The sequence below is a fragment of the Pseudomonas sp. SCT genome, from assembly GCF_003864275.1.
Lineage (GTDB): Bacteria > Pseudomonadota > Gammaproteobacteria > Pseudomonadales > Pseudomonadaceae > Stutzerimonas > Stutzerimonas stutzeri_AE.
Window position 1 is genome coordinate 383979 of sequence record NZ_BDJA01000004.1, and the last position, 14839, is coordinate 398817.

The following is a 14839-nucleotide window of genomic DNA, read 5'->3' on the forward strand; positions in this document are numbered from 1 at the left end:
GCATGAGCATTCAAGTCGAGGCGGTGGGCAGCTCCAGCGCCTTCGGCCGCCTGCTCGGCCTGGAGATTCACCAGGTCGGCAACGGCGAGGCGGTGCTCGGCCTGAGCATGCACGATGGCCTGCGCAACCTGCACGGCAAGCTGCACGGTGGCGCGTTGTTCTCGCTGATCGACACCGCCATGGGTCAGGCCAGCCACAGCCTCGGCGACGGCTCACCGAACAGCGTCACGCTCGAATGCAAGGTCAACTACATCCGCCCGGTGAGCGACGGCGAGCTGCGTTGCCGCGCCTGGGTGGTGCATGGCGGCCGGCGCACCCAGGTGCTGGAAGCCGAGGTACATCAGGGCGACAAGCTGATCGCCAAGGCCCAGGCGACCTTCGCCTGTCTCTAGCCACCCAAGGAGTCGGCATGCGTCGACAGCGGTCGAAGCAACGTCGCCTCTTGTGAAGCGGCGTTTCCATCCCCATATTGGGGCGACTGTCGCGTGAAGGAATCCACAAGTTGAGCGCACTTCTCTCCCACCGCCTGGCATTGCTGGCCGAGTCCACCCACCTGCCACTGCTCAGCCAATGCCTGCACGGGATCGAACGCGAGTGCCTGCGCGTCGACGCTCGCGGCCAGCTGGCGATGACGCCGCACCCCGCTGCACTGGGCTCGGCGCTGACTCACCCGCAGATCACCACCGATTATTCGGAGGCGCTGCTGGAGTTCATCACCGGTACCGACCAAGACCCGCAGAACACGCTTGCCGAGCTCGAAGCGATCCACCGCTTCAGCTATGCCAAGCTCGGCGACGAATTCCTCTGGAGCCCTTCGATGCCCTGCCCGCTACCGAGCGAGGCGGACATTCCGATCGCCGAATACGGCAGCTCCAACATCGGTCGGCTCAAGCACGTCTACCGCCAGGGCCTGGCCCTGCGCTACGGCAAGACCATGCAGTGCATCGCCGGCATCCACTACAACTTCTCGCTGCCCGAGGCGCTGTGGCCGGTGTTGCAGGCCGATGACGGCGACGCAAGTTCGGCGCAGGACTACCGTTCGACGCGCTACATCGCGGTGATCCGCAACTTCCGCCGTTACAGCTGGCTGCTGATGTACCTGTTCGGCGCCTCGCCGGCGCTGGATGCCGGCTTCCTGCGTGGCCGCCAGCACCAGCTCGAAACGCTCGGCGCCGACACCCTGTACCTGCCGTACGCCACCAGCCTGCGCATGAGCGACCTGGGCTACCAGAACAACGCCCAGGCCGGCCTCACGCCCTGCTATGACAATCTGGACAGCTATACCGAAAGCCTCTTCCGCGCCGTCTCCACGCCCTACGCTCCCTACGAGACGATGGGCATCAAGGATGCCGCCGGCAACTGGCAGCAGCTCAACACCAACGTGCTGCAGATCGAAAACGAGTACTACTCGAACATTCGCCCGAAACGCGTCACCGCCACTGGCGAACGGCCGTTGCAGGCGCTGCGCGCGCGCGGCATCCAGTACATCGAAGTACGCTGCCTGGACATCAATCCATTCCTGCCGCTGGGCATCGATGCCAGCGAAGCGCATTTCCTCGATGCCTTCCTGCTGTTCTGCGCCCTGAACGACAGTCCCTGCCTGGCCGACGGCGAATGCAGCGTGGCCACCGAGAATTTCCTCAAAGTGGTCAAGGACGGTCGTCGGCCGGGACTCGAACTGCAACGCTGCGGCGAGAACGTGCAGCTGAGCGACTGGGCCGAGCAGTTGCTTGATGAGATCGCCCAGGTCGCCGCTCTCCTCGATCGCAGCCATGGCGACGCGCGCCACGCCACGGCGCTGGCCGAGCAACGGGCCAAGGTCGCCGACAGCAGCCTGACGCCGTCAGCGCGGGTGCTCGACGAGCTGCGCCGCAGCGGCGAAAGCTTCAGCCAGTTCTCCATGCGCCAAACCCAGGCGCATGCCGACTACTTCCGCAGCCGGGCACCGAGCCCCGCCGAGTTGGCGCAGTTCGAAGCCGCCGCACAGCAATCCCTGGAGCGACAGGCGGCTATGGAAGCCGGGGACGAGCTGGATTTCGACAGTTTCGTCGCCGAATACCAACGCAGCCTCAGCCTCTGACTGCCAGCCATCATCGACCAGACTTATAGGGCGTCATAGACGCTCTAGCTTCTAGTGCCGCGTGGGCTGCCCCGCGCGGCGATGCCGCTCGACGAAATTTTCCCCGCCCCGCCTCGCTCTAAATCCCGGTCACGCGTGCATCCGCTGCGTTTCGCCGCGCCTGCCTGATCGACCGAACAAGCCAGAACAACAACAAAAGAGGTGCATCCATGTCTCTGAAATCAATGCTGCGCCGCTTGCGTGGCGTATCCGTTGCCGTGCTGTTTGGCAGCCTGCTGGGTTTGAGCCAGCCTGCAACCGTCGACGCCGCCAGCCCACCGATCGCCGGTGCGATCAGTGGCGGCGGGCCGGCTCTGTCGGCCCTGCGCTACGACCTGACCATCACATCCTTCGATGGCACCCCGATAGCCGTTACCGTCTTCCAGCCCGCACTGAGCAAAGGCCAGGCCGCGCCGCTGCTGATGTACAGCCATGGTTGGGGCGGCAGTCGTTCCACCGATCTCAGCGAAAGCGATTCGCTCACCGCCACGGCACGCAAGGCCTGGGAGAACGGCTACTTCGTCATGACTTTCGACCAGCGCGGTTTCGGCGAAAGCGGCGGGCGGGCCAACGTTCAGGATCCACAGATCGAAGGACGCGACATCAAGACCCTGCTCGACTGGGCCGAGGGCGCGCTGACGCCCCACTTGGCCTATCTGCGGGGTGATCCGCTGGTGGGTGGCATCGGCCTGAGCTACGGCGGCGGCTTCCAGCTGATCGGCGCAAGTGTCGATCCACGCTTCGATGCGCTGGTCCCGATGATCACCTGGAATGACCTGTCCTACAGCCTGACGCCCGGCACCGTGCCGAAAACCCTCTGGCTGACCTTCCTCAGCGCCATCGCGATCAACGACCAGGCGCCCTGGGTCACCCAGGCCTACGCCCAGTCGCTGGGCGGCAGCGTCGACGAAAGCACCCGCCAGCGCCTGGCCGGACATGGTCTCGGGGCATTCTGTGGCGCGAACGCGCCGCGGGTGGATGCCTTCATCATTCAGGGCATCAACGACACCCTGTTCAACGGCAACGAGGCGGTGTGGAACTACAACTGCCTGCGCGAGGCCGGCAATGATGCCTATCTGCTGATGTCCGACGGCGGCCACGTGCTGCCGGGCCTGCAGATCGGCCAGATCGGCTCGGTGGCCGCCCAGGTACGCTGCGGCGAGCAGGACTATCAGGTCGCTGATCTGGCGTATGGCTTCCTCGACGGCAAGCTGCGCAAGCTGCAACAACGCATCGAGATGCCGCGGGTCTGCTTCACCCAAGGCAACGAGCACGGCGTGGTAGGTGATGAGGTCATGCGCGGCGGCCAGCGCTTCGCCGCGCAGAGCGGCAGTCTGCTGGTCGGTCCGCCGTCCATCGATCTGGTGCTGAACCTGCTGCGCAAGCTAGACCCGGTGACGCTGTCGGACGTCCTCAGCCGCATCTCGGCAGACGCGGTGCGCGTGCTGCTCGGTGCGCTGAGCGGCATCGGTTCCGGCAGCCCGGATCAGGTCACCAAGATCCTCACCGAGTTGGTCACCACACTGCCGCCGCATCTGATCGCCGAACTCGGCACGGCACCGCGCTTCGTACCGTTGTACCAGGCCAGCGGCGAACAGACTCTGGCAGGCATTCCCCTGGCAGATCTCAAAGTGGAGGGTCTGGGCAAGCTCGACCCACGACTGTTCGTCGGCATCGGTGTGAAGCGCATGGGCAGCGGCCGCACCGAATTGCTGAACGATCAGGTGTTGCCGCTGCGCGGGGTTGGCAGCCGGCAGACCGAGCTGATCGCTGTCAGCACGCGGCTCAACCACGGCGATCAGGTGGGGCTGATGCTCTACGGCTTCCATCCGCAGTACACGCTGAGCTTCTCCCGTGTACCGAGCGCGGTGCAGCTGAGCGGGACGGTCGAACTGCCGCTGCGATGACGAAAAAGGCGGGGCCATGGGCCCCGCCTTCGGTTCAGAGCGGCTTCTCGAAGATCTTCGAGTTGCGCTGGAAGTTGTACAGCGAGGCGCGCGCTGCTGGCAGGCGATCGACGCTGATCGGCTCGAAGCCGCGCTCGCGGAACCAGTGGGCGGTACGGGTGGTGAGGACGATGAGTTTCTTCAACCCGAGCTTGCGTGCGCGCTCCTCGATGCGTTCGAGCAGCTCGTCGCCGCGACCACCGTGGCGGTACTCGGGATTGACTGCCAGACAGGCCAGCTCGCCAGCGTCCGAGTCGGCGATCGGATAGAGCGCCGCGCAGGCGATGATCAACCCGTCACGCTCGACGATGCTGAACTGCTCGACTTCCCGCTCCAGCACCTCGCGCGAACGCCGCACCAGAATGCCCTGCTCTTCCAGCGGAGTGATCAGGTCGATCAGCCCGCCGACGTCCTCGATGGTGGCCTCGCGCAGCTGTTCGAACTGCTCCTGGGTCACCAGCGTGCCGCCGCCGTCGCGGGTGAACAGCTCGTTGAGCAGCGCACCGTCATCGGCATAGCTGACCACATGACTGCGCCGCACACCGCCGCGGCAGGCCTGCGCAGCGGCATCGAGCAACTCGGCCTGGTACTGGCTGCCGAGGCGCTCGACATAGGCCGGAATCTGCTGCGGTCGCAGTTCGCGGACCAGCTTGCCGCTTTCGTCAAGCAAGCCCGGCTCGGCACCGTATAGCACCAGCTTGTCGGCCTGCAGATCGATGGCCGCACGGGTGGCGACGTCTTCGCAGGCCAGGTTGAAGATCTCGCCGGTCGGCGAATAACCCAGTGGCGAGAGCAGCACGATGGTGCGCTCGTCCAGCAGCCGGCCGATGCCCTTGCGGTCGATACGGCGCACCTCGCCAGTGTGGTGCAGGTCGACGCCATCGAGCACGCCGATCGGCCGCGCGGTAACGAAGTTGCCACCAGCCACGCGCAGCCGCGCGCCCTGCATCGGCGAGGCCGCCATGTCCATCGACAGGCGCGCTTCCAGGGCAATGCGCAGCTGGCCGACCGCGTCGATCACGCATTCCATGGTCGGCGCATCGGTGACGCGCAGATCGCGATGGAAGCGTGGCTCGATGCCTCGCGCGGCCAGGCGCGCCTCGATCTGCGGCCGCGAGCCGAACACCAGCACCAGGCGCACGCCGAGGCTGTGCAGCAGCACCAGGTCGTGGACGATGTTGGCGAAATTGGCATGCTCCAGGCCATCGCCCGGCAGCATGACGACGAAGGTGCGGTCACGGTGCGAATTGATGTAGGGCGAGGAGTCGCGAAGCCAGGTGACGTAGTCGTGCATGGAAAAGCCTTCGTGGCGGTCTTGTTCGTCTGAAAGTAATCAGTTCGGGGCGGTCTGCGGCTGCAGGCAGTAGTGCTCGATCATCCGGCGCAGCAGCTGCAGGGTCGGCTCGATGCGGTCGAGCTGCAGGTACTCGTCGGGCTGGTGCGCGCAGGCGATGTCACCCGGGCCCAGCACCAGCGTTTCGCAGCCGAGCTGCTGAAGATAAGGCGCTTCGGTGGCAAACGCCACCGCCTCGGCACGGTGGCCGGTCAGGCGCTCGGCGAGGCGCACCAGTTCGCTTTCCGCGGCCTGCTCGAACGGCGGCACGGCCGGGAACAGCGGCGCCAGGTCGATCTTCACCTGGTGCTGCTCGGCCAGTGGCTGCAGGCGCTGACGGATGATCGTTCGCAGCTGCTGCGGATCCATGCCCGGCAGCGGGCGCAGGTCGAACTCCAGCGAACACTGGCCGCAGATACGGTTGGGGTTGTCGCCGCCATGGATGCAGCCGAAATTGAGCGTCGGCTTGGGTACGTCGAACAGCGGATTATCGTATTCGCCCTGCCACTGCCGGCGCAGCGTCATCATCTCGCCCATCACGCCATGCATCGCTTCCAGAGCGCTGTGGCCGTAGGCCGGATTCGACGAATGGCCGCTCTGCCCAAGGATGTCGATACGCTCCATCATGATGCCCTTGTGCAGACGCACCGGGCGCAGGCCGGTGGGCTCGCCAATCACCGCCGCACGGCCGAGCGGCTGGCCGGCTTCGGCCAGGGCACGGGCCCCGGACATCGAGCTCTCTTCATCGCAGGTAGCGAGAATCAGCAACGGACGGCGGAACGGCTGCTCCAACAGCGGCCGCACTGCCTCGATGATCAGGGCAAAGAAACCCTTCATGTCGCAACTGCCCAGGCCGTACCAGCGGCCGTCGGCCTCGCGCAGCTTGAGCGGATCGGAGGTCCACAGCCCGGCATCGAACGGCACGGTGTCGCTGTGCCCGGCCAGCACCAGACCGCCCGGACCGCTGCCGTAGCTGGCCAGCAGGTTGAACTTGCCAGGCGCCACTTCCGGCGTCTCGCAGGCAAAGCCCAGCTCACCGAGCCAGGCCGCGAGCAGCTCGATCACCGGACGATTGCTCTGGTCCCAGCCGGGCTGTGTGCAGCTGACCGAAGGTGCCGCGAGGAGCTGCGCGAACTGCTCCTTGAACGAGGGAATAGGCACCGCTTACCTCCGTGATGCAATCGTAACGAGCCTGCAGTGAAGCATGAAACGCGCCACGGCGGGACCCGCAAACGAAAACGCCCCGTCAGATCGACGGGGCGTTTCGGCAGTCACGAGCGGCGCGAGGCGTCAGGTGAAGATGGCGCGCAGAATGAGGAAGAACACGATGGCCAGGCCCGCCCCCACCGGCAGGGTGACCAGCCAGGACATGAAGATCTTGCCGACCACGCCCAGATTCAGCGCACCGATACCGCGAGCGATGCCCACACCGAGCACCGCACCGACCAGCGTATGGGTGGTGGAAACCGGCAGGCCGATGGCCGAGGCACCAACTACGGTGGTGGCGGTGGCCAGTTCGGCGGCGAAACCACGGCTCGGCGTCAGCTCGGTGATCTGCTTGCCGATGGTGGCGATCACCTTGTAGCCATAAGTCGCCAGACCGATGACGATACCGACGGCGCCCAGTAGCAGCACCCAACCCGGCACAGCGGCCTTGGCGCCGATGACAGCAGCGCCTTCCGATTGCAGCACACCAACCACCGCCGCCAGCGGTCCAACCGCATTGGCCACGTCATTGGAGCCATGCGCGAAGGCCATGGAACAGGCGGTGAAGATCATCAGTACGGCGAAGACCTTCTCCACGCTGGAGAAGTGGAACGCCTTGTCGGCCTCCACATCGACCTTGATCCGCGTCAGCAAGGCGACACCGATCAGCATCACCAGTGCACCGACGCCCACTGCCAGCATGAAGCTCTGCCCGCTGCTCAGATCCAGCCCGATGTGCTTGAGGCCCTTGGACAGCGTCATCAGCGCGACCATGAAACCGGTGAGAAACATGTACAGCGGGACGAAGCGCTTGGCGTTCTGGAACGGCTCATCGGTATCGATGATCAGGCGCTGCACGCTGATGAACAGACCGAAGGCGATGGTGCCCGAGAGCATGGGCGAGACGACCCAGCTGGCGACGATCGGGCCGACGCCGCTCCAGTGCACCGCATCCACGGAAATGCCGACGGCGGCGAAGCCGATCACCGCACCGACAATGGAGTGCGTGGTCGATACCGGCCAGCCCTTGATCGAGGCGATCAGCAGCCAGGTACCGGCTGCCAGCAGTGCCGACATCATGCCCAGCACCATCAGTTCCGGCGGAATGGCCGAAGCGTCGACGATGCCGCTCTTGATCGTTTCGGTGACCTGGCCACCGGCCAGATACGCACCGCAGAACTCGAAGACCATCGCCACGACGATCGCCTGCTTGATGGTCAGCGCGCGGGAGCCTACCGAGGTGCCCATGGCATTGGCCACGTCGTTGGCGCCCACGCCCCAGGCCATGAAAAAACCGAACATGCAGGCGAGCACCAGGAGTACGAAGCCGTAATCCGCGATAAAGGACATAAGAATTACCTGTTGAACCCAGAAAGGACGCTGGCGCCTTAGCGCGCCAGCAATTGTTCCAGACGGTTGCCGACGCGCTCGGCGCGGTCGGCTACATCACCGATCCATTCGATGATCTTGTAGAGAAAGATCACGTCGACTGCTGGCAAATCCTTTTCCAGATTGAACAGCGCACGGCGAACCGTGATCTGCATGCGGTCGGTTTCACGCTCGATTTCCTCGAGCTCCTCGACCATTTTTTCGACGAGAGTGGCTTCGCGGCCGCTGAAGCCGGTTTCCAGCAGCGAGTCCAGCTCCTTGAGCGCCTTGAGCGCCTGAGCGCTGGCGTCGACGGTGCGTTGCACATAGGCCAGCATCTGCGGTTGCAGCGGCTGCGGGATGGTCATGCAGCGACCCAGCATCAGGCCGGCGATGTCCTTGGCACGGTTGGCGATCTTGTCCTGTACACTCAGCAGATCAAGCAGATCGGAACGCGGCACCGGCAGAAACAGGCTTTTCGGCAGGTGCTGGCGGACGCTCTTCTTCAGCTTGTCGGCCTCGTTTTCCAGCTGCGCCATCTGCTGCTGGATCTGCTCGACCTTCTCCCAGTCTTCGGCCATGACCGCCTGGAACAGCGGTACCAGGTTCGCCGCACACTCATGCGACTTGGCCATATGCTGCTGCATCGGGCCGATTGGCGAACGTCCGAACAAGCTGACGAAAGGATTGACTGGCATAGGGTAAAGCCCCGGCTTGAAAGAGGCGGCAAGTATACGGACAGGCCATCACGCCTGCTACCGTGTGTCATCAGGCGGCAACACCAACACATCATAGGCACCCAGTCGGCATCATGCAGAAAGAAACCGAAATCAAGCTACGCGCCAGCCGCGAAACCCTGCTCGCCCTGCGCGAACACCCGTTGCTGAAGAAGCGCAACAAGAGCGGCTGGTCGCGCCATGAGCTGTTCAACCAGTACTACGACACTGCAGACCGCGCGCTCGCCCAGGCCCGCGTCGCGTTGCGCCTGCGTCGCGATGGCGAGCAGTTCATCCAGACCCTGAAGAGCCGCGGTCAAAGTGTCGCAGGCCTTTCCGAGCGCAACGAATGGGACTGGTATCTGGACAAGGCCAAGCTCGATACCAAGAAGCTCGGCGACGACTGCTGGCCGGCCAGCCTCGCCGAACTGGACAAGAAGACCCTGAAACCGATCTTCACCACCGATTTCGTTCGCGAGAAGGCCGAGATCGCCTGGGGCCGTGGCAAGACCAAGGTGATCATCGAGGCCGCGCTGGACCTGGGCCAGGTCAAGGCCGGCAAACAGTCCGAGGAAATCTGCGAGCTGGAACTGGAGCTGCGCCAGGGCGATCCCGAAGCGCTGCTGGAGCTGGCTGCCGAGCTCGCTGCCGACCTGCCGTTGATGCCCTGCGATATCAGCAAGGCTGAACGCGGCTATCGCCTGCACGACGCCGATGGCTACAACCTCCAGCTGCCGGCGCCGGAACTCGATGTCGTTATGCCGCTGGACGACGCGGTGGTCGCGCTGGGCTGGCAGCTGCTGGGCAACAGCCAGCGCCTGGCCGAACAGTACCGTTTCAATGGCCGCTGGAAACTGCTCGGCGAGTGGCTGCAGCAGCTGATCGAACTGCGCGCGCTGCTCGGCAGCCTCGGCCAGGCCGCCCCGCGCGCCAGCAGCCGTGAACTGCGCGAGCTCCTCGACGCGCTGATCCAGGACTGGCGCCCACGAGTCGAAGCCGGCCAGGACGACGAGGGCGTGCGCAAGGCGGCGCCGGAACAGTTCGCCGAAGAACTGCGCCAGACCCGTTGGGGCCTGCTGTCGCTGAAAACCTCGCTGTGGCTGCTGCAACGCAGCTGGACCGAAGGCCGCAACGCCCGCGGCGATCGTCAGGGTGCGGCCGAACTGGGCAAGTGGCTGCTGCATCTGCTGGCCGAAGAAGCCAAGGCGCTGCAACTGCCGCGTTACCAGCAGCAGCCCGAGGACCTCGCCGAACAGAGCCCGCGCATGGAGCGTCTGCTGGTCTGGCTGCACCTCGCCCGCGGCGTGCTGGAGCTGCCTGAGGTCGATCGTCTGTACGGCGAGCTGGCCAAACTGCACGAACTGGCCCGGCAATCACTGGTCGAGGACGCGCTGGAGCGGCGCGTCGAGCAGGCGCACCTGGTCTGGACGCTCAAGGCCTGGAAGCTGCTGGAGAAATAAACGGCAGGACCGAGCAGGCTGCACAAAGTTGAATCCCGGCGGCAGACAACGCCGGGCATTTAGCGGCAAGCTTGGATTTTCCCGCCGCCGCATCGAAGGAATCCCATGTCCGTGTTGAACGCCCCCGCCCAGGACCGTCCACTCGATCTCAACGATCTGTTGCGCGAGCTGGTCGCCCAGGGGCGGGTTGCACAGGACAGCGCCGAGCAATGCCTGACGGTCCGCCGCAGCGCAGTGGCCAACCAGCAGCATCCGCTGGAATTCCTCGCCGCGCAGCAGCTCGACGATCTGCAGCGGCCCGGCAAGAAGCTCGATCTGGAAACACTGACCGTCTGGCTCGCAGAGCGCGCCGGCCAGCCGTACCTGCGCATCGACCCGCTGAAGATCGACGTCGCCGCGGTCACGCCGCTGATGTCCTACGCCTTCGCCCAGCGCCACAGCATACTCGCCGTGGCAGTGGACAGCAGCGCCGTGACCATCGCCAGCAGCCAGCCCTTCATGCATGGCTGGGAAGCCAACCTGACCCACGTGCTCAAGCGCCCGATCAAGCGCGTGGTGGCCAACCCGAGCGACATTCAGCGCTTCACCGTCGAGTTCTATCGCCTGGCCAAGTCGGTCAGCGGCGCCAGCGGCACGGACCAGAAGATCAGCGGCGTCGGCAACTTCGAGCAGTTGCTCAACCTCGGCGCCAGCGACCAGGAGCCGGACGCCAACGACTCGCACATCGTCAACATCGTCGACTGGTTGTTCCAGTACGCCTTCCAGCAGCGCGCCAGCGATATCCACATCGAACCCCGACGCGAGCAGGGCACCGTGCGCTTTCGCATCGATGGCGTGCTGCACAACGTCTACCAGTTTCCACCGCAGGTCACGATGGCGGTGGTCAGCCGGCTGAAGTCCCTCGGCCGGATGAACGTCGCCGAGAAGCGCAAGCCGCAGGACGGCCGGGTCAAGACCAAGACGCCGGATGGCGGCGAAGTCGAGCTGCGCCTGTCGACGCTGCCCACCGCCTTCGGCGAAAAGATGGTGATGCGCATCTTCGACCCCGAGGTGCTGCTCAAGGGCTTCGACCAGCTGGGCTTTTCCGCCGACGACCTGCGCCGCTGGCAGAGCATGACCAGCCAGCCCAACGGCATCATCCTGGTCACCGGGCCGACCGGTTCGGGCAAGACCACCACGCTCTACACCACGCTCAAGCAGCTGGCGACACCGGAGGTGAACGTCTGCACCATCGAGGACCCGATCGAGATGATCGAGGGCGCCTTCAACCAGATGCAGGTGCAGCACAATATCGAGCTGACCTTCGCCAGCGGCGTGCGCGCGTTGATGCGCCAGGACCCGGACATCATCATGATCGGCGAGATCCGTGACCTGGAAACCGCCGAGATGGCCATCCAGGCCGCGCTGACCGGTCACCTAGTGCTCTCCACCCTGCACACCAATGACGCGCCCAGCGCCATTACCCGCCTGCTGGAACTGGGTGTGCCGCACTACCTGCTCAAGGCGACGCTGCTCGGGGTCATGGCCCAGCGCCTGGTGCGTACGCTTTGCCCGCACTGCAAGGCGCCGATGCAGCTCGATGCAGACGACTGGAGCGCGTTGACCAAACCCTGGAATGCCCCGCTGCCGACCACCGCACAGCAGGCGGTGGGTTGCCTGGAGTGCCGCGACACGGGCTTCCGCGGGCGTGCCGGTGTTTACGAAATCATGCTGCTCAACGATGCGATCAAGCCGCTGATCACTGCCGACACCGACATCGTCGCCCTGCGCCGTCAGGCCTTCAAGGACGGTATGCGCAGCCTCCGTCTATCCGGCGCGCAGAAGATCGCAGCCGGCCTGACTACCGTCGAAGAAGTGCTACGGGTGACGCCGCAAAGCGAGCAGAAATAGCCGAAGGCTCAAGGCGTTTGTAGGGTGGATGGCGCTTTTTACGTCCACCACAACACCGTCCGGTGGATCGGTGCAGCGTGATCCACCCTACGCCAGCTCGCGCCGCGCCTGCGTCAGCGCGCGCAGTTGCGCGGATGACGCCGCCTTGCGACGGGCCGAGCGCTGAATCAGCCGCCCGAGCGTACCGCGAGAATGCTCGCCACCTGATTGGGCTTGCAGTTGAGGTAGGCCGAAGACTGCAACCATTGCTGGTCGGGATACCAGGAGAACATGAACTGGCCGCCCTTAAGGCTATCGACCACCATCCGCGCCACTTCCGGCCGTACCGCCGGACAACCCTGGCTGCGACCGATACGGCCCTGGGTGGCGATCCAGGACGGATTCACGTAGTCGGCCGGATGAATGACGATGGCCCGTTCGCGGGCGCGATCATTGATGCCCGGTTCCAGTCCATCCATACGCAGCGAGTAGCCGTGCTTGCCGCTGTAGCTTTCAGCGGTGCGGAACAGACCGATGCTGGACTGATGACTGCCCACCGCGTTGGAAAAGCTGGTGGCGTGGTTATCGCCAGATTTCTGTCCATGCGCGACCAGGTCCTCGAGCAGCAGCTGCTCCTTCTCCAGGTCGAATATCCATAGCCGGCGTTCGCTGGAAGGCAGCGAGAAGTCGATCACCGCCAGGCGCTGGGCGGCACTCGCGCCATTGTTGACCGCACACTGCATGGCAGCGACCGCGTGGGTCAGCACCTGCTTATCGAGTTTCGGTGCCAGCCGGGCGAGGCTGTCGACCATCGGCTGATACGTGGCGTTGGCCGCCCATACAGGCGAGACGAAGACGAAAAGACCTGCAGCCAGGCAGGCGCGTCGAAGCATGGACATCATGAGCAAGCAACCTCATCGGGCACGGCGTGACGACTTCCTGTCCGGCCGGCGCCTTATACTCGCCGCAGCAGCAGCGCACACGAAGCCGGGCGGGACGAACGAGCACCCCATATCCGGCGCGATATGTTTTTATGATTCGCGCGGCCAGCGGCGCTGCCGCGGCCACAGCCTCACAAGGGCGCAGTCTAGCAGCCACCGGAACGGTCTGGAGCGAAACATTGGTTAAAAAATGTGCACCCCGTCTGACCATCTGGCTCTGCCTCATCGCGGGCGCAGCCGTCGCCGAGCCAGTCGCCACCCAGCCGACACCACTGGCTGACGCGCTGCAAAGCCTGCCGCAGAGCTGCCCTTCACTGCCGAGCAGGCTCGAACCGGCCGCGCTGCAGCGGCTCTCGGCGTTCTACCAAGCGGTGCACCACCAGCCGGTGTGGAATGCCTACGCCATGCTCGACGGCCTGCTGCAGCAACTCGCAGCACTGGCGGACGATGGCCTTGACCCGGCCCAGTATCAGCCGGAACGCATTCGCGCGCAGTTGCAGCGACCCTCCCCCGCGCTGCTGCAGCGCGAGTGCAGCGATATCCTTGCCAGCCATGCCTACCTTGAAGCGCTTTATCACCTGTCCCATGGCCGCCTGCGGCAGGCGGTCGTCGAGCCGATCTGGCGCAGTCCCGACCTGCCGGAGCCTGATGATACCGGGCCGCTGGTGCAGATCGCCGTACAAGGCCTCAGCGGCCTACCGAGTGCCTTCGATCGTGCCCGCCCGGAGCATGCGCTCTACCGCGATCTGCGTGCCGCTTATGCAGCGGCACGTCAGAACTCGCTGCCCGCCTGGCGACCCGTGCCGGCCGGCCCGACGCTACGACCGGGGATGAGCGATGCGCGGGTGCCGCTGCTGCGCGAACTGCTGCTCGCCGGCGCCGGCAGTACGCCAGCCATGGAACTGCGTTACGACGACGAGCTGGTCGAGGCGGTGAAGGGCTTCCAGTTGCAGCACGGACTCGAGGATGACGGCATCGTCGGAGCCGCCACGCTGGCCGCGCTGAACGTCAGCCCGGCCAGCCGTCTGGACCAGCTGCGCATCAACCTCGAGCGGCTGCGCTGGATCACTCGTGACCTCGAGCCGCAGTCGCTGCTGGTGGATATCGCCGGCGCGCGATTGATCTATTTCCGCGACAGCTGCCCCTTCTGGCAGACCCGTACCCAGGTCGGCCGCGAGGCACGCCAGACTCCGCCACTCAAATCACGAGTCACGCGCCTGACGCTGAACCCCACCTGGACGGTGCCACCGACCATCCTGCGTCAGGACAAGCTGCCCCTGATCCGTCAGGACGTCGGCTACCTGGCGCGCCACCAGATGCGCGTTCTCGACGCACAGGGCAACAGCCTGGACCCGCATAGCGTCGACTGGAACAACCCGCACGGCATCCTCCTGCGCCAGGATGCCGGCCCGGACAATCCGCTTGGCCAGGTCGCAATCCGTTTCGCCAACCCGTTCTCCGTGTACCTGCACGACACACCGAGCCAACCGTTGTTCGGTCGTGCCTCGCGGGCGTTCAGCTCCGGCTGCGTAAGGGTTGAAGCCGCCATGCAGCTGGCTGACCTGCTGCTCGAGCCCGGCGAACGGGAAACCGTTGCCACACTGCTGCAGACCGGCAAGACGCACGAATATCGACTGGCGCGCCCGACGCCGATCCTGATGGCCTACTGGACAGCCGACACCGACGAAAATGGCCGCCCTGTATACCGCCCGGACATCTACAAGCGCGATGCCGCGCTGCTGCAGGCATTGAACGCCGCCCGGCGGCTTTGATCGGAAAACAGCCTACTGGTCGACCAAAGACCGCGCCGTTCGTCGGGGATTTTCTCGCCTGCCGTCTGAACCTCGTGCCCTCGGCGTAGTCTTTTGCTGACCCCTCGAC

General features: G+C 65.1%; 11 protein-coding genes. 6 read left to right on the forward strand and 5 right to left on the reverse strand.

Going from position 1 to position 14839, the window contains the following annotated elements:
• Window positions 1-2 precede the first annotated feature (2 nt).
• From BHD08_RS12945 to BHD08_RS12955, 3 genes are all read left to right on the forward strand, one after another.
• Window positions 3-392 carry a PaaI family thioesterase gene (locus tag BHD08_RS12945; RefSeq protein WP_015278648.1) on the forward strand — a complete coding sequence of 130 codons (390 nt, stop codon included), beginning with the start codon at window positions 3-5 and terminating at the stop codon, window positions 390-392.
• 110 nt (window positions 393-502) lie between these two features.
• Window positions 503-2080 (forward strand): glutamate--cysteine ligase, encoded by a 1578-nt coding sequence (gene gshA, locus BHD08_RS12950; protein ID WP_015278649.1) that lies wholly within the window; start codon window positions 503-505, stop codon window positions 2078-2080.
• 209 nt (window positions 2081-2289) lie between these two features.
• Window positions 2290-4026, forward strand: coding sequence for a CocE/NonD family hydrolase (locus BHD08_RS12955; protein WP_015278650.1), 1737 nt, complete (start codon window positions 2290-2292; stop codon window positions 4024-4026).
• A gap of 34 nt (window positions 4027-4060) precedes the next feature.
• Here BHD08_RS12955 and argA read toward each other — a convergent pair whose 3' ends face one another.
• From argA to BHD08_RS12975, 4 genes are all read right to left on the reverse strand, one after another.
• Window positions 4061-5359, reverse strand: a complete 1299-nt coding sequence (gene argA, locus BHD08_RS12960; protein ID WP_015278651.1) for an amino-acid N-acetyltransferase — start codon at window positions 5357-5359, stop codon at window positions 4061-4063.
• A gap of 39 nt (window positions 5360-5398) precedes the next feature.
• Window positions 5399-6559, reverse strand: coding sequence for an acetylornithine deacetylase (gene argE, locus BHD08_RS12965; protein ID WP_015278652.1), 1161 nt, complete (start codon window positions 6557-6559; stop codon window positions 5399-5401).
• 129 nt (window positions 6560-6688) lie between these two features.
• On the reverse strand, window positions 6689-7954 hold the full coding sequence (locus BHD08_RS12970) for an inorganic phosphate transporter (protein WP_015278653.1): 1266 nt from the start codon (window positions 7952-7954) through the stop codon (window positions 6689-6691).
• 38 nt (window positions 7955-7992) lie between these two features.
• Window positions 7993-8670 carry a TIGR00153 family protein gene (locus tag BHD08_RS12975; RefSeq protein ID WP_015278654.1) on the reverse strand — a complete coding sequence of 226 codons (678 nt, stop codon included), beginning with the start codon at window positions 8668-8670 and terminating at the stop codon, window positions 7993-7995.
• A 113-nt stretch (window positions 8671-8783) separates the two neighbouring features.
• Here BHD08_RS12975 and BHD08_RS12980 point away from each other — a divergent pair, with 113 nt between their 5' ends.
• Window positions 8784-10148 carry an inorganic triphosphatase gene (locus BHD08_RS12980; protein ID WP_125022705.1) on the forward strand — a complete coding sequence of 455 codons (1365 nt, stop codon included), beginning with the start codon at window positions 8784-8786 and terminating at the stop codon, window positions 10146-10148.
• Between the two features lie 105 nt (window positions 10149-10253).
• On the forward strand, window positions 10254-12038 hold the full coding sequence (locus BHD08_RS12985; RefSeq protein WP_125022707.1) for a GspE/PulE family protein: 1785 nt from the start codon (window positions 10254-10256) through the stop codon (window positions 12036-12038).
• A gap of 167 nt (window positions 12039-12205) precedes the next feature.
• Here BHD08_RS12985 and BHD08_RS12990 read toward each other — a convergent pair whose 3' ends face one another.
• Window positions 12206-12919: a murein L,D-transpeptidase catalytic domain family protein gene (locus BHD08_RS12990; RefSeq protein ID WP_125022709.1), complete on the reverse strand. Its 714-nt coding sequence runs from the start codon at window positions 12917-12919 to the stop codon at window positions 12206-12208.
• Between the two features lie 218 nt (window positions 12920-13137).
• On the opposite strand from BHD08_RS12990, the gene BHD08_RS12995 reads away from it, so the two are divergent.
• Entirely contained in the window at window positions 13138-14730 is a 1593-nt protein-coding gene (locus BHD08_RS12995) for a murein L,D-transpeptidase (protein WP_125022711.1), read from the forward strand.
• Window positions 14731-14839: the final 109 nt, after the last annotated feature.

Excerpts from the sequence above, each read along its gene's own strand:
- BHD08_RS12945 (WP_015278648.1), top strand. The coding sequence starts at position 3 with ATGAGCATTCAAGTCGAGGCGGTGGGCAGCTCCAGCGCCTTCGGCCGC.
- BHD08_RS12955 (WP_015278650.1), top strand. The coding sequence starts at position 2,290 with ATGTCTCTGAAATCAATGCTGCGCCGCTTGCGTGGCGTATCCGTTGCC.
- argA (WP_015278651.1), bottom strand. The coding sequence starts at position 5,359 with ATGCACGACTACGTCACCTGGCTTCGCGACTCCTCGCCCTACATCAAT.
- BHD08_RS12970 (WP_015278653.1), bottom strand. The coding sequence starts at position 7,954 with ATGTCCTTTATCGCGGATTACGGCTTCGTACTCCTGGTGCTCGCCTGC.
- BHD08_RS12975 (WP_015278654.1), bottom strand. The coding sequence starts at position 8,670 with ATGCCAGTCAATCCTTTCGTCAGCTTGTTCGGACGTTCGCCAATCGGC.
- BHD08_RS12980 (WP_125022705.1), top strand. The coding sequence starts at position 8,784 with ATGCAGAAAGAAACCGAAATCAAGCTACGCGCCAGCCGCGAAACCCTG.
- BHD08_RS12985 (WP_125022707.1), top strand. The coding sequence starts at position 10,254 with ATGTCCGTGTTGAACGCCCCCGCCCAGGACCGTCCACTCGATCTCAAC.
- BHD08_RS12990 (WP_125022709.1), bottom strand. The coding sequence starts at position 12,919 with ATGATGTCCATGCTTCGACGCGCCTGCCTGGCTGCAGGTCTTTTCGTC.